General features: G+C 44.2%; 18 protein-coding genes and 1 riboswitch. Of the genes, 13 read left to right on the top strand and 5 right to left on the bottom strand.

Going from position 1 to position 18,647, the window contains the following annotated elements:
* Positions 1-16 precede the first annotated feature (16 nt).
* Positions 17-113, bottom strand: a riboswitch (TPP riboswitch).
* A 45-nt stretch (positions 114-158) separates the two neighbouring features.
* Complete coding sequence (locus tag B5X68_RS20150) at positions 159-461, bottom strand: type II toxin-antitoxin system RelE/ParE family toxin (RefSeq protein ID WP_082216591.1); 303 nt, start codon at positions 459-461, stop codon at positions 159-161.
* Entirely contained in the window at positions 461-694 is a 234-nt protein-coding gene (locus B5X68_RS20145; RefSeq protein WP_082216590.1) for an addiction module protein, read from the bottom strand. The genes B5X68_RS20150 and B5X68_RS20145 overlap by 1 nt, the downstream gene beginning before the upstream one ends.
* A 174-nt stretch (positions 695-868) precedes the next feature.
* On the opposite strand from B5X68_RS20145, the gene rocD reads away from it, so the two are divergent.
* The 5 genes from rocD to B5X68_RS20120 all read left to right on the top strand — a co-directional run bounded on the left by rocD (position 869) and on the right by B5X68_RS20120 (position 8,568).
* Complete coding sequence (gene rocD, locus B5X68_RS20140; protein ID WP_082216589.1) at positions 869-2,122, top strand: ornithine--oxo-acid transaminase; 1,254 nt, start codon at positions 869-871, stop codon at positions 2,120-2,122.
* A 6-nt stretch (positions 2,123-2,128) separates the two neighbouring features.
* Entirely contained in the window at positions 2,129-3,523 is a 1,395-nt protein-coding gene (locus B5X68_RS20135; RefSeq protein ID WP_082216588.1) for a S41 family peptidase, read from the top strand.
* 64 nt (positions 3,524-3,587) lie between these two features.
* Positions 3,588-3,842, top strand: coding sequence for a GlsB/YeaQ/YmgE family stress response membrane protein (locus tag B5X68_RS20130; protein ID WP_082216587.1), 255 nt, complete (start codon positions 3,588-3,590; stop codon positions 3,840-3,842).
* Positions 3,843-3,951: 109 nt separating this feature from the next.
* Positions 3,952-5,466, top strand: a complete 1,515-nt coding sequence (locus tag B5X68_RS20125) for a GH3 auxin-responsive promoter family protein (protein WP_082216586.1) — start codon at positions 3,952-3,954, stop codon at positions 5,464-5,466.
* A 3-nt stretch (positions 5,467-5,469) separates the two neighbouring features.
* The gene (locus tag B5X68_RS20120) at positions 5,470-8,568 is read left to right on the top strand and encodes an AAA family ATPase (protein WP_082216585.1); all 3,099 of its coding nucleotides are present in this window, start codon (positions 5,470-5,472) and stop codon (positions 8,566-8,568) included.
* 108 nt (positions 8,569-8,676) lie between these two features.
* Here B5X68_RS20120 and B5X68_RS20115 read toward each other — a convergent pair whose 3' ends face one another.
* Complete coding sequence (locus B5X68_RS20115; RefSeq protein ID WP_082216584.1) at positions 8,677-9,786, bottom strand: hypothetical protein; 1,110 nt, start codon at positions 9,784-9,786, stop codon at positions 8,677-8,679.
* A 92-nt stretch (positions 9,787-9,878) separates the two neighbouring features.
* Complete coding sequence (locus B5X68_RS20110) at positions 9,879-10,424, bottom strand: hypothetical protein (RefSeq protein WP_141110369.1); 546 nt, start codon at positions 10,422-10,424, stop codon at positions 9,879-9,881.
* A 150-nt stretch (positions 10,425-10,574) separates the two neighbouring features.
* Between B5X68_RS20110 and B5X68_RS20105 the strand changes: the two genes are divergently transcribed.
* From B5X68_RS20105 to B5X68_RS20085, 5 genes are all read left to right on the top strand, one after another.
* On the top strand, positions 10,575-11,774 hold the full coding sequence (locus tag B5X68_RS20105; RefSeq protein WP_082216582.1) for a hypothetical protein: 1,200 nt from the start codon (positions 10,575-10,577) through the stop codon (positions 11,772-11,774).
* Between the two features lie 248 nt (positions 11,775-12,022).
* A complete protein-coding gene (locus B5X68_RS20100) occupies positions 12,023-12,409 on the top strand; it encodes a sugar 3,4-ketoisomerase (protein ID WP_082216581.1) in 387 nt (128 codons plus the stop codon).
* A complete protein-coding gene (locus tag B5X68_RS20095; protein WP_082216580.1) occupies positions 12,406-13,503 on the top strand; it encodes a DegT/DnrJ/EryC1/StrS family aminotransferase in 1,098 nt (365 codons plus the stop codon). The genes B5X68_RS20100 and B5X68_RS20095 overlap by 4 nt, the downstream gene beginning before the upstream one ends.
* Positions 13,500-14,420, top strand: coding sequence for a glycosyltransferase family 2 protein (locus tag B5X68_RS20090; protein WP_082216579.1), 921 nt, complete (start codon positions 13,500-13,502; stop codon positions 14,418-14,420). The genes B5X68_RS20095 and B5X68_RS20090 overlap by 4 nt, the downstream gene beginning before the upstream one ends.
* Entirely contained in the window at positions 14,417-15,187 is a 771-nt protein-coding gene (locus tag B5X68_RS20085) for a class I SAM-dependent methyltransferase (protein WP_082216578.1), read from the top strand. The genes B5X68_RS20090 and B5X68_RS20085 overlap by 4 nt, the downstream gene beginning before the upstream one ends.
* Positions 15,188-15,200: 13 nt before the next feature.
* Here the strand turns inward: B5X68_RS20085 and B5X68_RS20080 are convergent, their stop codons facing one another.
* Positions 15,201-16,079: a PIG-L family deacetylase gene (locus B5X68_RS20080; RefSeq protein WP_082216577.1), complete on the bottom strand. Its 879-nt coding sequence runs from the start codon at positions 16,077-16,079 to the stop codon at positions 15,201-15,203.
* A gap of 56 nt (positions 16,080-16,135) precedes the next feature.
* Between B5X68_RS20080 and B5X68_RS20075 the strand changes: the two genes are divergently transcribed.
* From B5X68_RS20075 to B5X68_RS20065, 3 genes are all read left to right on the top strand, one after another.
* Positions 16,136-16,930, top strand: coding sequence for an SDR family NAD(P)-dependent oxidoreductase (locus tag B5X68_RS20075; protein ID WP_082216576.1), 795 nt, complete (start codon positions 16,136-16,138; stop codon positions 16,928-16,930).
* Positions 16,931-17,014: 84 nt separating this feature from the next.
* Positions 17,015-17,593, top strand: a complete 579-nt coding sequence (locus tag B5X68_RS20070) for a TetR/AcrR family transcriptional regulator (protein WP_082216575.1) — start codon at positions 17,015-17,017, stop codon at positions 17,591-17,593.
* A 52-nt stretch (positions 17,594-17,645) separates the two neighbouring features.
* Complete coding sequence (locus tag B5X68_RS20065; protein WP_082216574.1) at positions 17,646-18,647, top strand: quinone oxidoreductase family protein; 1,002 nt, start codon at positions 17,646-17,648, stop codon at positions 18,645-18,647.

The raw sequence follows: 18,647 nt of genomic DNA, 5'->3' as shown, positions 1-18,647 counted from the left end.
GGCAGGGGCCACCTATCAAATGGTTGCTTTTCTCTCCCTACGCCGGCATTACCCGGATCAGGTCATATGGGTTTGATCTCAGCCCGTTCGGTAGGGCACCCCTTGAGATTATAACGCAAAGCTACGCCGGAACAGCGGATGATTCAAGCTTTGTTAACTTATTGTTGTCTTTCAAGCCACTTTTCCGGGCTCTGACTTGTATGAAGTACAGCAGTTATCAAAATTGTCCTATCAGACTCGTTCACTACAAAATGTATCATGAATGGAAATACATCAACAACTGCAGTGCGCACCGAAAGATAGCGAACCGGATAGAGCTGTGGATTTTCGGAAATTCGTTTGACTTTGCTTCTGATGAATTTAGTGAATCGCTTTCCCAAGTCTGCTTGCTGCTCATTATACCAAATCGCAGCTTCCTGAATGTCTTGTTTAGCTAATGGGAGGATTGAAATTTTATACATTAAAGGCCCTTTTCGATATCGTTCATGGCTGTATCAAAGTCGATTGCTTGCTCAGGATTTTTTTTAAAGCTTGCTAACCGGTCTAATACAACGTCTTTATGCCATTGCGGAATGTTGTCGGTTTCCTCTTGCTCAATTTCTGCATACTTGGTTTTCAACGCATTCCATTCGGTAATCGGAATGTAAACACCGGTTGTGACACCTTGACTGTCCGAGATATATTGAAGTTTCATAAGATTGCTTTATTTAAAAGGATCATCTTTTGTTCGGAAGAAAGACTCTGCTCTTATACAAATATAAACATTTAAAAGTGAAGGAGCGATTGGCTAAATATCCTAAACATTCGTCTTCTTTTCCTTATTTTTACATAACATATAAAATCAACCTGACTTACTCAATAATCAATAATGGCGAGCTATACAGACACAATTGAAATGAATGCTTCGCAGCAGGCGATGGAACTTGAATATCGTTACGGAGCGCATAATTATAAGCCTATGCCGGTGGTTTTGGAACGGGGGCTGGGCGTGCATGTCTGGGATGTGGAAGGGAAGCAATATCTGGATTTTTTGTCTGCATATAGTGCTGTGAGTCAGGGTCACTGTCATCCGCGGATTATCGATGCAATGGTTGCGCAGGCACAAAAACTGACATTGACTTCGCGGGCTTTTTACAATGACAAGCTCGGGGAATGTGAGAAATTCCTTTGTGAGTATTTCGGTTTTGATAAAGTGCTGATGATGAATTCCGGCGTAGAAGGAGGCGAAACGGCGTTAAAACTTACACGAAAATGGGCATACAAAGTAAAGGGAATCGAGCCGAACAAAGCTAAAACCATTTATGCATCGGGCAATTTTTGGGGACGAACATTGGCAGCGATCTCTGCCTCGACCGATCCCTCCAGCACGAATGATTACGGGCCGTTTTTGCCCGGTTTTGAAATAATCCCTTTTGATGATCTGGAAGCATTGGAAAATGCATTCAGATCGGATCCGAATATTGCGGGTTTTATGGTAGAGCCGATCCAGGGCGAGGCGGGCGTCGTGGTCCCCGGTGACGGTTATCTCAAAGGTGTTCGTGAGCTTTGTACCAAATACAATGTTCTCTTCATTGCCGACGAAGTGCAAACAGGCATCGGACGAACAGGAAAACGTCTTGCGTGCGACTGGGAAGGTGTGAAACCGGACATTCTGGTTTTGGGAAAAGCGCTTTCCGGTGGCGTGATGCCGGTTTCGGCTGCATTTGCGGATGATGAGGTGATGCTGACGATCGCACCGGGCGAGCACGGTTCGACTTATGGTGGAAATCCGCTGGCGTGCGCGGTCACAGTTCCTGCATTGCAGGTTGTTATCGACGAAAACCTGGCTGAAAACGCCGAAAAAATGGGTCAGCTTTTTAGAAGCAGAATTGTTGATTTGCAAAAGCAATGTTCTCTGATTGAAGTCGTTAGAGGAAAGGGTTTGCTGAACGCGATCGTGATCAATGATACGGAGGACAGCCACACTGCAATGGACCTTTGTTATAAAATGATGGAAAAAGGACTGCTTTGTAAGCCAACGCATGGAAATAAGATCCGGTTTGCGCCTCCTTTGGTCATTAACGAAGAACAAATGAACCAGGCATGTGACATTATTGAGCAGGTATTTTTAGCAAATGCGTAGCCATTTATGAAATTAAAACTATTACTGGCCATTCTTTCCATCAGCGCGGCAGTGCTTTCATGCAAAGAAAAAAATGTAGATCCGGCAACTGAAAGAGAGACGAACGAGTGGATCTACGAAAACATGAAATACTGGTATTACTGGAATGATAACATGACTACTTCGCCGGATTATTCCAAAGATCCCGCGTCGTTTTTCGAATCACTGCTTTATCGATATGACGCCACATTGCGGCCGGATGGCGACCGGTTTTCCTGGATCCAGGAAAGTGCTGAGGAGCTGGAAGCATCGCTGGCAGGCCAGTCGAAGGCTTCCGGGATGGAATATAAGCTTACCTATTTCCCAACGGGCAGCAGTAATGTGATCGGCGTTGTGCTCTACGTTCTTCCAGATTCGCCTGCGGCCAAAGCAGGATTTGCAAGAGGGGACATTTTCAGCAGCGTAAATGGCCAGAAAATGACTGGCGCTAATTACAGCCAATTACTCAATTCGGACGAAAAACTAACTTACACGCTTGCTACAATCAATGCAGAAGGCGCATTAATGGAAGGCACAACGACACGGGACATTACGCCGGTTGTTTTGCAGGAAGATCCTGTTTACTTCGATACACTTTATAGCATTGGGGCGAATAAAATTGGCTATGTGGTTTACCATCAGTTTATTCCAGAGCCTTATCAAGCTAGCAACAAGCAGTACGACAAAAAGCTGGATGACATTTTCAACTCGTTCAAGAATGCGAATGTCAATGCACTAATTGTCGATTTGCGTTACAATCCGGGTGGTTATGTAAGTTCTGCGACGAATCTTGCGAGCTTGATCGCCAAAGCGACTTCTAACGATATTTTTTATTACAAAGAATACAACACGGAAGTAACAGAGACGAACATGAAGAAATATGGCGAAACCTACTTTTACGACAAGTTTGCCAGCAAAAGTCAGAACATTGGTTCCCAGCTAAGCAACGTGGTTTTCCTGGTTTCTTCCCGTTCGGCCTCGGCTAGTGAGCTGCTGATTAATGGGTTAAAACCCTACATGAACGTGACGCTTGTGGGTGGTAAAACTGTTGGCAAAAACGTCGGATCAGTAACATTAACCGATTCCAAAAAGAAAGTAAAGTGGGGGTTGCAGCCTATTGTTTCAAAATCTTTGAACAAAGACAAAAAATCCGATTATAATGTGGGGTTCACGCCGGATATCGCGGCCAGCGAAGGCAACATTCTTTATCCATATGGAAATCCCAAAGATCCTTTACTCAGCGAAGCACTTTTTAAAATTACGGGAACACGCCTTACCCGGCAGATAAAAAATGCCCGCACATTGCAAGAGGAAGATAGTCAGGAAATTACATCTACGATTCAGCGGAAAGCGGGACGCAGCAATATGTTCTATGACAAATAGGCTTTTAAGGGCATAGTTTTTGTAATTAATGGTTTCAAACGAACATTAATCTAAACTAAGCATTATGGGAATCATCACATGGATCATCGTCGGCCTGATCGCAGGCGCAATTGCCAAAGCCATTCATCCGGGAAAAGATCCGGGCGGCTTTATTGTAACAATTCTGATCGGTATCGCGGGCGCCGTCGTTGGTGGCTGGATTTCTTCAATGCTTGGTTACGGAACGGTTGATGGTTTCAATTTCGGCAGTCTTTTCATCGCCATTTTAGGAGCGGTTATTCTGCTCTTTATTTATAGAAAGTTTAGTACGAGGTCTTAACGGATCAATGTTAAAATGTATGGTGAGGGAACGTGTGTAAACTGTTCTCTCACCATTTTTTATTGCTATTTTTACAAATTCCAATGCTAAGTTCCTAACTGATTTACTCATGAAGCTGGTTAACGATATGACTGTCTGGTTTTTGAAGCGGCGCTTCGAAAGGATAGAGCAGTTTATGAAATACCCTATTGAGACCCAGGAGCGCATTTTTTCTGAACTGATCGAGACGGCGCGATATACCGAATGGGGAAGTAAATATAATTATGGCCAGATCCGGACGATCAGGGAATTCCAGGATCAGGTGCCTGTTTCCACCTACGAAGAAATTTATCCATACATCGAACGCGTACTGCGCGGGGAACCCAATGTGATGTGGCCTTCCCAGATCGACTGGTTTTCAAAATCGTCGGGAACGACCAATGCGCGGAGCAAATTTTTACCGGTTTCTCCCGAAGCATTGGAAGAGTGTCATTATGAAGGCGGGAAAGATATGATGACACTGCTCATTAATAACCGCCCGGATACGCGGGTCTTTGATGGCAAAGGTTTGTCCATAGGCGGAACTTTACATGCCAATCCTTTTGATGATTATACCCAGATAGGCGACGTTTCAGCAGTAATTATGCAAAACCTGCCTTCCTGGGCAGAATTCATGCGCACGCCGCCCCTGGACGTGGCATTAATGGACCATTGGGAAAGTAAGCTGGAAAAAATGGCTTCCATCTGTTCGCAGGAGAATGTAACAAGCATTCTGGGCGTGCCAACCTGGACTATTGTTTTGCTGGACCAAATCCTCGAACTCACCGGCAAAAAGAATATGCTGGAAGTTTGGCCGGATTTTGAGGTTTTTGTGCATGGGGCAGTTTCCTTCGAGCCTTACCGGGACCTGTTCATGACTAAATATTTCCCGTCAGACCAGGTTTTGTATCTCGAAACTTACAGCGCCTCCGAAGGGTTTTTCGCCATTCAGGATGATGTGAATAGGGTGGGAGAAATGCTGTTAATGTTGGATTACGGCATTTTTTATGAATTTGTCCCCGTTGAAGAAGTGGGGAAGCCGCATCCGAAAGCATTGCTTTTGGACGAAGTTGAGATTGGTAAAAATTATGCGCTGGTCATTTCTACAAACGCCGGCCTATGGCGTTATCTGATCGGTGACACGGTTAAGTTCACTTCGAAATATCCGTTCAGGCTCAAAGTAAGCGGCAGGACGAAACATTTTATCAATGCATTTGGAGAGGAAGTGATTGTGGAGAATGCGGATTATGCCGTGAAAATTGCAACACAGAAAACTGATTCGCTGGTTGCGAATTATACAGCCGGGCCCGTTTATATGGGTGATGGCTCGCGGGGACGGCATGAGTGGATCATAGAATTCACCAAAGAGCCTGACGATCGCGAACATTTTATTGCTTTGCTGGATGAAGCACTCCGTGAAGTGAATTCTGATTACGACGCCAAACGTTATAAAGATATGGCGCTGCTAATGCCCAAAGTCCATTTCGTCCCATCGGGCACGTTCTACGCCTGGATGGGGAAACTTCACAAGCTGGGCGGACAAAACAAGGTTCCAAGACTAAGCAACAGCCGGGAATATCTGGATGATCTGCTGGCAAGTTTATAGCACATGATCCCAATTTATCTTAAAATCAAAGGTCTGTATTCTTACCAGACCGAGCAGGAGATTCATTTCAATGCATTGACGGATGCGTCATTGTTCGGAATCTTTGGTGCGGTAGGAAGCGGAAAATCTTCTATTCTAGAAGCAATTACATTTGCATTATACGGCGACACCGAGCGGCTCAACAGCAAGGGCGATGATCGTACTTATAACATGATGAACCTGCGTTCGGATGAACTACTCATTGATTTTGAATGCATTGCAGGGAAAAACGGAGACCGTTACAGATTCACTGTCCGGGGCAAGCGCAATAGCAAGAATTTCAAGGATGTAAAGACATTTGACCGTCGTGGTTATATATGGCAGGATGAAAACTGGGTGCCGCTGGCCGAATTTGAAAATGCCGAAAGCATTATAGGGCTGAGTTACGACAATTTCCGCAGGACGATCATCATTCCTCAGGGCCGGTTTCAGGAGTTCATTGAGCTGCGGGACGCAGAGCGGACGCGGATGATGAAAGAGCTTTTTCAGCTCGAAAAGTATGATCTGAGCCGCAATGTGGGATCATTAATCAAGCGAAATGATCTCGCCATTTCCAATGTCGACGGCCAGTTAACAGGTTTAGGTGAAGTGACTGGCGAAATGGTGGCGGCAGAGGAAAAGCGGCGGGAAGAAGTAAGAATTGAAATCAAGAAGGTTAGCGAAGAATTGCGCATACAAACCGAACTGGAAGCAGCATTTCAGAAATTGAAATTAACAGCCGAAAAAGTCAGGTTACTACAAATGCAATTGCAAACATTGGAAACCGAGCGTCCGCAAATGCAGGAACGCGAAGCAATGTTGAAGATTTTTGAAACCTGCTCGATTCATTTTAAATCTATTTTAGATCAAAAAAATACCCTGAATGCGAGCATTGCCCGAGATCAGAAAATATTTGAAAACAACAAGATCCGGCTGGATGAGTTGACGAAGCTGTCCGAGAAGCAGCTTGAATTGTTAACCCGCCTGCAACCGCAATATGAAAAGCGCGAAGAGTTGCTCGATACGGCGGATGAATTGGAAAAGATCATTCAAATCATTGATAACAGAGTTTCTGCTGCGAAAAGGAAAGATGCATTAGGACGCGGAAATGAGCAGTTAAAGGAAAAAGAGGCATCGATTGCACGCTTAACGAAGCAAAAGCAAGAGAAAGAATCTGAGAATGAGCAGCGCAAAAATGGGCTTTCCGACATTCAGGAGATCAGTGAGATCAAGGCTTGGTTCACAACTTGTGATGCATTGGTTGAAAAGCGGCAGTCTGTAAAAATCGAAGCGGAAACATTGCAAGCTGACATTGCAGCGCAACAACAATTGCTTACAGCGAAAATCAATGCTGTGAATACCGGCTTTGCGCTTGAATTAACAGAAAATACTTCGTTAGAGTCTTTTACGAATGCTATTCAACTTTTTCTAACCAAATCAGAAGCGGAATCCAGACAAAAAAACCGCGAACTTCTATCGCTTCACACAAAACTCGCATTGCATCAATATGCGGGCGCAATTGTGGACGGAGAGCCTTGCCCATTATGCGGTTCAGCACATCATCCGTCTGTTTTACATGCGGATAATGCTGTTAGTGAGCACATTAAGGTTGCGGAAAGCGCTCTTACAACATTGGCCGCAAAAGAAAAAGCCATCCGCGCTTCGCAAGCGCCAATTGAAAGGATTTTAAATCAGATAGAGAATCTTGAAAAGCTTAAAGCGACCATTAAGCAGCGTTGGATGGAGACAAAAGCGCAACTTGAAACGCATGAGAAATCTTTCATTTGGAATAAATTTGATAAAAATGACCGAAATGGTTTTGAAAAGCATTTTGCAGAAATCACAAAAAATCAGTCGGAAATAAAGGAAGCAGAAGCGGAGATTAAAGCATTGTCTTTGAAAATTGAGACCGAAAATCTGGAAAAAACAGAGAAGATCGAAAAGCCTTTGCAGAGCTTGAAAGATGAAGTCCTGCGATTTGAGAATACAGTTTTGACATTAGCGGGGCAATTACAAAAAGTAAATCTGACTGAGTTCGAAGATCAGCCCAAAGCAGCGATTTTGGAGAAAATCACAGCTTTTAAAACCAGCTATAAGGAAATTACAACGCTTTTTGAACAATCGGAAAAGGATCTGGACGCGGTCCAGAAAGAGAAAGACATGCTTTCCGGTTCCCAGGGAACATTGAAAACAACATTAGATTCGAACCATCGCGACCTTGCTAATCTTCAAATCAGTGTCGAAGCGCAGTTAAAAGCATTCGATTTTAAGTCTGAGGAGCAGGTGAAGGAAATTCTCCAAAATTCCATTTCGATTGATGCCGAAAGAAAGGCGATTGAAACGTTCAAATACGCTTTGGATACGACGTCACGGGATTTGGGAAATCTTTTGAAGGAAAATGCAGAACAGCAATACGATCCCGAGCAGCACGAAAAGGCCATCAAAGCCAAAGAAACTTTAACGGAAAGCCTTAATGCATTTCGCAAGGAAGAAGGCGGATTAGACCGGTTATTGAAAAAAATGGCCGAAGATCTGGCGAAGAAAGCGGCATTACTAACGGAAAAGGCACGTTTGCAGTTGCGAAAAGAACATTTGGACGATCTGGCCAAGTTATTCCGTTCCAGTGGTTTTGTGGATTACGCTTCGAGCATTTATCTGCAAAACCTGATTCAGGCGGCCAATCATCGTTTTCATCAAATGACACATCAACAGCTGCATTTGGAATTGGGAGAGGGCAACAGTTTTTGGGTGAGGGATTTGCTGAACGGCGGGCATTTGCGTTTGCTTAAAACATTATCCGGCGGGCAGAAATTTCAGGCCGCATTGTCCTTAGCATTGGCGCTGGCGGATCATATTCACGTCAGGAACGGATCGAAACACAACTTCTTTTTCCTTGACGAAGGTTTCGGTTCACTGGACAAAAATGCATTGCAGACTGTGTTCGAAACATTGAAATCGTTGCGAAAAGAGAACCGCATAGTCGGCATTATCAGCCACGTTGAGGATCTGCAACAGGAAATCCAGACATACTTGAGCATTGAAGAAACGGAAGAAGGCAGTAGGATCATTCCGAGTTGGAAGTAAGGAGGGAGATAACTGCCTTGTCACGCTGAGCGGAGTCGAAGCGAAGGTAGGACGTTATCCTACGTCTGTAGCGACATTTCGACTCCGCTCAATGTGACAACATTGTTCTTAAAACCAGCGACTTACACTAAACGATATCAAATAATCCGCAAACGCGGCGTCGCCGTGCGATTTGCCTGTAACATCCTGCTTGTCAGCATAGCTTTTCGTCCGATTGCGATACAGCGCGACAGGAACGGAAAGCGATGCAGAGAATTTATTTTTAATATAAGCCACACCAGGCTCACCGGAAATTACATATCCCGGACGACGATAACCTTTGCTGCTGCCGATCAGATCGTCAGAAGGAACGCCTTCTGCGCGGCCTCCCAGCAGCACGGAAAATCCGCCGCCAAGTGCCTGGCTTACACCCAGTCGGGCTGCAAACTGATCCACAGCAGCGAAATAGCCAACAATAGGATCAATTGTTGCCGCTTGCGGATTGCGGTTTACACCATTATGCTCTTTTGGATTGGACAAATAAAAACCATTGAAATAAAGCGCCGTTTTTGGTGTGAAAGAAACATATCCCTGCGTTTCCAGGAAAAATCCCACTGCACCGTCGCCAAGCTGAATCGACTGGTCAACTGGTTTTACGATGGTATAATCATTGCCTTCTTTGTCGAGTTTGTGAAATTCACCTTCCACAGCCTTATCGCCGGTAGGAAGCTTAATGCCGCCGCCAATGGCAATGTTGAATTTCGGCATTTTTAACGGATCTCTTAACCAGTAACTTGTCGAAATGCGCAAATCACCGATTCCTTTTGAGCTTGTATGGAAGCGTTTTTGCTCTGGATTGGCTGTTATCGCGTTGCCATAATGTTCGTATAGGGACGAGCGGTCATTGTGCTGAACGGGTAATGTTACCGAAATGGACCAGCGCATGTTGGGCTGGTAAGTTAGTCCCAGATCCAACGCATGAGCCACATTGATCACTTCTGTTCCTTGTTCCACGCGTTCTTTTTCCTCATGATCGCCACGAAAATGTTTGTATGACCTGAAAAAACGATATCCCGCATTAACCTGGAATTTGCCGTCTTGTTGTTTGAAGAAATCAGCCGAAGTTGCGCCTGCGTGGCTCATGCCGCGAATCGCCACGCATCCTTGTGCAAAAGCATTGTCTGTAAGTTGTGTGATGCAAAGGCACACCAAAAATAGAAGCGTAAATATGTTTTTCATTGTTCTTAGATTTTTCAGATTGTAAAATGGAACATGGCAGCAGCATTTCCGTAAAGGAAGCTGAGCCAGAGTTAGTCAGTGATCTTGAAAAACTAAGACAATTCGGGTGGCGGAGATTCGAATGAACGGGGAGAAGAGCTGAGTGAAATTTCGTGGTCCCGAAAGGTGACCAGATTTGCTGGCGGAAAGAATTCGCAAGCTAGTTCAGATCGGGTTTCGACAGGCAAATAACTTTTCACCAGGTCGTTAAGCAATTTTAAAGCACGCTCTGAAGGGGACTTTTTACTTTTTTCGCTGTCCGACAAATCATTCATACTGCCCGCTAGCTCAAAGAACCGTTCACGCGCCGAAGTGTTGGACTGGATTGTTACGAAGAGTGTATCGTTCTCAATTTTCTGGTGAACAACGTTATAAAACTCACCATCTTTTTTGATAAGACCGGCCGTTCCATCTTCATTTTCCCAGGAGGTTGTGTAAGGGAGTGAAGGAGCAGGAAGGGCCAAAATTTTGCGTTTGGAAGCGATTTCGGACGTTTGGGCGGTTTCAAATTCCTTTTCAAAACATAGCACGGCAACTGCAAGTCCAAACGTGTTGTACAAGAGCAGGCCTAGAAGTGCTATGGATAAAAGTCTTTTCAAAAAGTCTAATTTTTTCCAAAAATAGTATAGTATTTCCAATTTACCCGTATGCGGGGCCATTAAAATCTCGCGATACCCACTAAACGCAGCCTGTCATTGAATGTGACATTAAAATGTATATTTGGGTACAATTTGCTCTTTACAAAGTTTATGCTTTTAGAAAATTTCTACGAGTCTTTTTGTTCCTGGTCCGAAGATAAATTATCAGACAGGAATTGGTTATTGAAGTTAACATTTTTTGCGGTAGTAATTTCTCTTGTTCTGGCATTTCCGCCCTATTCATTGCTCGTTGACCACTTGAAAACCAATGGGGTTAAGCTGGATGCGTGGGTTTTTATTCAAAATCAGGCGCAGGATTTGTTTCATCCAAAAGACATGGACTACGATGTCCGGCGTGAAAACATGATCCTTAGGTGGACACTGCCGTTCCTGTCGTTCATCACGAACCATAATGTTGTGCTGATTCTACTTGCTCAGGCTTTGTGCGGTATATTTTTCCTTTATAATATTGGCAGATACGTTTACCGCATTTCGGCGGATAAGGTCATTACTGGTTTTTTCGTTTTGGCCATCGCCAACATTTTCGTCAGCGTATGGACATTTGCGGACATTCACGGATATGGCGATGGTTTCGCGTATTTCTTCCTGTTAACCGCATTGCTGAGCCGCAATGTATTCGTCATCTTCATCTCGCTACAAATCGCTTTTTTTACGGATGAGCGCGCGGTTGTCGCAGGAGGGTATTTACTGCTTTGGTGGATTGTTGTTAAAGCTTATGAAAGGCAGGATTTTAGCCTGCTGGGGATGATCAGAGCTGGATTACTTGGTGAAAGCGCTGTGGTTTGGATCGCCTGGCTATGTTATTTCGGTGTGCGAAACTATGTTCTGGCAACCTATTTTCCCAACCATAGTTACTCCACCATCGGAACGCCTGTTTTGTTTGCCAATGCGCATAGGAATGGGCTGGGAAGCAGCATCTGGTCGGCATTCGAAGGAACCTGGCTTTTAATGGGAAGTGCATTGCTTGCGCTTATTCTTACCAGGCGTTACTGGCTGATTGCCGCGCTTTTTATCGGTTTCGCGGTGCTCCTCGCGACCGGTATTTATGTGCATGATATCGACCGAGCGCTGTCTTACGGGTTCCCATTTATTCTGGCGGCTTTTTTTATTTTATATCAAACCGCATCAGAGTCCTCATTAAGGCTTATCCTTTTCTTTACCATGATCATTTGCGTGGTGCACCCGCAGGTCTTTTATATGGGATACAACAAGATTTTGTGGCTGGAACCGCTTCCGGTGAAAGCATTAATGTTGCTGGATAAGATAATGTCCTGGAATATGTTCAGTTGATACAAATTGCGGTGAATACATGACGAAAGGAATAATAAATTTTAATCAAAGAAGACCAATGTGTTTGACAATGATTGTAAAAGTTTGGCTAATAGTTATTTGAATATTTTTACTGAAATATGTCGTTTTTACTGAATGGTATTTTAGTATTTTCAAAAAAAAATATCTGTACTTTACTAAACGGATTGTCAGCTAAGGGTTTCTCAACGATATATAAAACATAAATATGCTTTTTTGCAAACTTCTATATGCCCCTATTAGTTGAATTAAACACCTTTAACACCGGTGCCGGCAATCTGACCGTATTCGAAAAGATTATCCCGGGCACAATCAAACGTGTGTTTTATATTTATGGAGCCGGTGAGACCCAGCGTGGCGGACACAGGCATCACAAGACCTGGAATGCATTAATCTGTATTCACGGAAGCTGTCGGGTTTATTCCAATGATGGGGAAAGCGAGGAATATTTTATTCTCGATAATCCCATTTCCTGCCTGATCCTTGAACCGAAAGACTGGCACATCATGGATTCATTTTCTGAAGACGCGATCCTGCTGGTGCTTTCCAATGAATACTATGACATTGCCGACTACATCGACGAGCCGTACCTGATGAAACAGATCGTATCTCAATGATCCCTTTCCTGGATTTAAACGAAGTTAATGCGCCGTATCTCAAAGCCATTGAGGAAGCTTCGCTTCGGGTTGTCCGTTCGGGATGGTATATTCTGGGAAATGAATTGAAATCGTTTGAGAATGCATTTGCAAATTACTGTAATGCAGCATATTGTGTAGGCGTCGCCAATGGGCTCGACGCAATTACATTAATTCTGATGGCTTACGAATTTCCCGAAGACAGCGAGGTGATCGTTCCTGCAAATACTTACATTGCTTCGGTTTTACCCGTTGCTTATCTGGGTTTCAGGCCAATTTTCGTCGAGCCCGATCCCTTTACAATGCTTTTGGATCCGGAAAGGATTGCTGAAAAAATCAGTTCAAAAACCAGAGCCGTCATTGCCGTAGATCTTTACGGGCGCAGTTGTGAAATGGAACCCATTATGAAGCTGGCCAGGCAACACGGCCTGAAAGTAATTACCGATGCTGCGCAGGCACACGGGGCGATTTATAATAACAAAAAGACAGGCAGCATTGCTGACGCGACAGCATTTAGTTTTTATCCTACAAAAAATCTCGGCGCGCTTGGTGACGCAGGCGCCATCACAACTTCGGACGAAGCGCTTGCCGAAAAAATTCGTTATTTGCGAAATTACGGATCGCTTGTTCGCTATAAAAATGATTATCAAGGCGTTAATAGCCGATTAGATGAAATTCAGGCTGCTATACTGAATGTGAAGCTTCCTTTTTTAGACCTGGAAAATGATCGGAGAAGAGCAATTGCAGCGCGCTATCTCAGTGAGATTCAACTTGAAAATCTTATTTTGCCGCCAGCCGACCGGATTAACGACGACGCCTGGCATCTGTTTGTGATCAGGCATCCCAATCGTTCGGGCTTAATTGCTTATCTGGACGCCAATGGAATTCAGACGAATGTACACTATCCACTGCCTATTCATAAGCAACAGGCTTTTCGGGAATTTTATGACATGCACTTGCCAATTACAGAACGAATTCATGAAGAAGTAATCAGTTTGCCGTTAAATGGCGTGCTGACGGACGAGGAGGTCATCTACATCATTCAAACCGTTAATCAATTCGATTATCAGCAATGAAATTATCCGTTGTCATTCCGGTATACAACAGCGAGAAAACGATCAGGCCACTCGTCGAAACCTTGCAATCAGCATTGTCGGAAGTGAGTTTTGAGATCGTGATGGTGAATGATGGCAGCAGGGACGGCTCGGAAAGAGTTTGCAGGCAGCTTGCCGAAATTTATTCTAATGTTCGCTTCATTTCTTTACGACGGAATTATGGCGAATTTAATGCTGTAATGTGTGGGCTTAACTGGGCATACGGCGATTATTGCGTCATGATCGACGACGATTTTCAAAATCCGCCCGAAGAAATCCTTAAACTGATCAAAGTCGCAGAAAGTGGTGATAATGATGTGGTTTACACTTATTATTCTAAAAAAGAACATTCAGTAGGGAGGAACCTGGGAAGCAAGCTGGTCAATTGGCTTACAAGTTATTTGCTGAACAAACCAAAGGACCTTTATCTATCCAGTTTCAAGCTGATAAGGCAGGAGGTTGTTCAGGAAATTACAAAATATAAAGGCCCGTATCCTTATATTGACGGACTCATTTTCAGGATAACCAGAAACATTGGGACAGTTCAGGTTACGCATTTGAAGCGCGAAGAGGGCATTTCAAATTACACTTGGCAGAAGCTTATTTCGCTGTTTCTCAACATATTATTCTGCTATTCATCTCTTCCTATCCGTATTTTTTTGCCAATAGGCCTTGGTTTGTTCCTCTTTGGATTTGTCTTGCTTTTCTATCTCACAGTGCAATGGGTTATTGGGCCGGACCCGAAAGGCTGGCAAGTCGTAACCGCAACATTAATCTCGATCGGAGGCATTCAATGTACATTACTGAGCGTTCTTGGTGAATATATTGGTAAGAGCTTTATGGCGCAGAGTGGTCAGCCACAGTATGTTATAAAATATAATAGCGCGGAAGTCGTATGATCGGGAACAGGCTGGAATATCAGCGCATGTATGAAACAGAGCGTGCGCTCTGGTGGTATCAGGTGCTGCATGGAAAGGTCTTAGATAAAATAAAGCAGCATTTCGGAAAAGAGAATACCGATCTTCGTATTCTCGATGCAGCTTGTGGAACGGGCGGTTTACTGTCGTTTTTGCGGGAAGCCGGCTATGCCAATGTTACCGGATTTGATTATTCACAACACGCTATCGAATTTTCCCGCGAGCGGAACCTGAATGTTGGTTTCAGTGATCTTAAAAACGTTGATGCATTTCGGCCAGGCGAAACATTTGACGTGATATCCTGCAACGATGCGCTTTATTTCCTTTCTGATGAAGAAATTATTCATGCTTTGAATGCATTTAAGAAAAAGCTAAGCAACAAAGGACTGATAATTATTAATATACATGCGTTTGAAGCATTTTCGGGGACACACGATATCGCCGTTGGCAGTTTCAGGAGATTCGAGCTCGGCCAGTTCAAACACTACGCTAAGGCTGCTGGTTTAAACATTACGCATAACACCTACTGGCCATTCGCATTATCATTGCCTATTTTGGCCGTCCGTCAATGGCAAAATTATCAAATCCGTAAGCAGAAGATCGATGTTCAACATTTGGATTCAGATGTGAAATTCCCGGGGGAAGCAGTTAACTCAATATTAAAAGCCATCACCAAAACGGAACAATTTCTTATCCCGAAAGCACCTTTCGGCAGTTCCCTGTTTATGACAATGACTGCCGGAAATTGATCTGGGGACAAAGTTATTTTTTTGAAAATCCTGCATTATTGATCTTCTCAAATAACTGCTTCACTTCGTCAATCCGGGCAGCGCCGTTGATCTCAAAATACAGAAATGTTTCCAGATCGCCCCGATGCATGGCTTGGTTCATATCACCACTCTGCGACTTGTGAGCCGCTTTCACCCAATCCGCAACAATCATATAGCTATGTTTTTTGTCTTCCCCAAAGCCATAGGTCCTGTCAAACTCAAAGATTGGAGCTGTTAAGCTGATCGCTGTTTCGGGATAGCCATCCAGTCTGGTGAATTTTGAAATGGCGCCCTTATTTTGCGTTTGTCCTCCCAAAACAATCGGTTTTTTATCACCTTTATAACGTTGAACGGCCCTTATTGTGCTGATAGAAGCGGTTTTATGATGTGCGTGCTGCCCTTCGCCTGGAACCAGGCAGAAAACGAAATCGTAGTTTCCCTTTGCCAAAATCTCATCCAACCGGCTTTCCACATACTTAATGTTCCAGTTTTTGCCTTCCAGATAAGGCTTTTCGTTGCGGTTATAATAATCATCAAGTTGGTCGAGAAAAAAGAAATTACCAATGCCGAGGACTTCACCAGCAGCCAGGATTTCTTTTTTACGGATCAAAGGCAAATGTTTCCTCCCAATAACAGAATCTACGAGGTTCATTCCATAATAGGACGACGCTACCAGCCCGTTATACCCGCCGGACGCATCGGTAAGCAGTGCAAGGTCTGCCGATCCTTTTAACTCGTGGGTGATTTTGAAAATAGTCACGGGAAAAGTAGTTTCATCGTCGGGATGTGCCGTAACGATCAATACACGAGGGCTTTGCGCCCGGACAGTAAATGTGATGATGAAAAAAATGAGAAGATAAATGTTTTTCATGCGGACGTTTTCTTAAAGTGACGTGTTATGAAGTTAATTTACAACATTTAGATTATATGGATTTACAACTGAAAGGGAAAACGGCATTTATCAGCGGTTCTACCCAGGGTATAGGTTTTGCAATTGCTCAAAATTTATTAAAAGAAGGCGCGGACGTCGTGATCAACGGCAGGACGCAATCGAAAGTAGCTGACGCGGTTCAGCGGCTCCAAAATGATAATCCGGGTGGAAATGTATCCGGCATAGCCGCAGATTTTTCGAAAGTGGAGGAAGTGAACGCATTGCTGGAAAGTCTTCCCCACATTGACATATTGATTAATAATGCGGGAATATTTGAACCTCAGGCGTTTACAGACATCACAGACGATAGCTGGTTTAAGTTTTTCGAGGTGAATGTGCTCAGTGGCGTGAGGTTATCAAGACATTATTTTCCTAAAATGATTGCCAAAGATTGGGGAAGGATCATCTTCATTTCGAGTGAATCTGCGGTAAATATTCCGGAAGAAATGATCCATTACGGGATGACTAAAACAGCGCAGTTGGCTGTGAGCAGAGGATTGTCGGAATTAACGAAAGGCACAAATGTTACTGTGAATTCGGTTTTGCCAGGCCCTACAAAGTCAGAAGGTGTGGCCGAATTTGTGAAGCAGCTGGGAGCAGCAAATCAGGTTTCATCGGAACAGGCGGAAAAGGATTTCTTCAAAGATGCGAGGCCCACGTCGTTGCTGCAACGGTTTACATCGGTTGAAGAAATTGCTAATCTGGTTACTTACGTATCAAGTCCCTTATCATCCGGGACGAATGGTGCGGCATTGAAAGTGGACGGCGGGGTTGCTAAATTTATAATTTAGCATTTGACTCCCTTGTGTCGACTCGGCTGATTAAGAAAATGGGTTATTTTGGAACAATCGTTCTGTAATAATTGTCTGATAATCATGGCACGTAACAAAGCATTCGAACCGGGGGAAAAGCTGGAAAAGGCGAAAGACGTCTTTTGGCAAAAGGGATATCAGGGCACCTCTATGCAGGACCTGGTTGACACAATGGGCCTGAACCGAGGAAGTATTTATGACACATATGGAGACAAACACAGTCTGTTTTTAATGTGCCTGAAAAGTTATTCGGATGGATTGCTTATTGACTACGTGCAAGCCACTGACCTCGCGAAGTCACCCGTTAAGGCGATTGAAAAAATTATAAAAAGAGCTGTTTCACGGACAATTGAAGAGGGTAAGACGTGCCTGGGCGTAAAATCGGCCTTTGAGCTGGCTTCGGAAGACGAGGAAGTGCATTCAATTTTGAAGGAGAATACGGATAGCATTGTTACCGTGCTCAAAGACCTCATTAAAAAAGCGCAAAAGGCGGATGAAATCAGTGCAAAGCGGGATCCGGCCATGTTAGCCCACTTCATTGTTTCCAACTTTACAGGATTTTGGCAGCTCTTCCTTGTATATGGAGATGTGGAGCTGGTAAAGCAGCAGGCCGACTTCGTGATCAGATCAATAAAAAAGTAGTGTTATGACAAATTGTAGAACGTTTGTTCTGTAATTTTTGAATACAAAAGCCATGTTAGATAAAATAATAGAAATACAATATAAAACGAGCTCTATCAATATAAGCAGGCAAGGAGATTCTTCTGTACTCACATACAGCCACGAAGTGCTGGGCGAACCGGGACCGGGCGAAGTGAAGATCAGGCAGGAGGCCATTGGCTTAAATTTTGTGGATACGTATTTCCGAAGCGGAATGTTCCCCGTTAAAACATTCCCATATGTTCCTGGCATTGAGGCGGCCGGCGTTATCGAAGCAACAGGTCCCTGGGTTACTGATTTCAAAGTGGGTGACCGCGTAGCTTATCATTTTATTCCGGGTGCTTACGCAGAAGCTCGTATCGTAGGGACGCATCAGCTTGTCCACGTCCCTGACGATGTAAGCCTGGAAGAAGCTGCTGCAATCATGGTCAAGGGATTTACTGCCAGAATGCTTGTCAAGGAAACGTATAAGGTTAAACCGGGTGACGTGGTGCTTGTCCATGCGGCGGCCGGCGGTGTCGGATCGCTTGTTTCAAAATGGGCGAAAGCGCTGGGTGCGACGGTGATCGGAACAGTTGGTTCGGAGGGAAAGAAGCAGATCGCCTTTGAGAACGGAGCGGACCATGTTTTTCTCACACATTGCGAAGGATTTGCCAAGTCGGTTCAGGAAATTACCGGGGGCCGTGGAGTAGATGTGGTTTATGATGGTGTTGGGAAGGATACTTTTACTGAATCCATTGGCGTGATCAAGAAAGGTGGGAAAATCGTTTTATACGGTTCGTCTTCCGGCCAGCCCGAGCACATTGACCATGCGGCTTTGCGCGCGAAGTCGATTAACATGCTGACACCGGTTTTAAATGCATATATTTCTGATTACGATAGTTTACATTTATTCGCCAGGGACACTTTTGCCGCATTGCAGTCGGGCATATTTGGAAAACTTAATATTACTAAATATCTGCTTTCAGAGGCTGCAAAGGCGCATAAAGACATGGAATCCCGGGAAACAGTCGGGTCTGTCATTATGATTCCGTAG

It is taken from the genome of Dyadobacter psychrophilus, assembly GCF_900167945.1.
GTDB lineage: Bacteria > Bacteroidota > Bacteroidia > Cytophagales > Spirosomataceae > Dyadobacter > Dyadobacter psychrophilus.
This window is presented reverse-complemented; position numbering and strand designations above follow the sequence as displayed.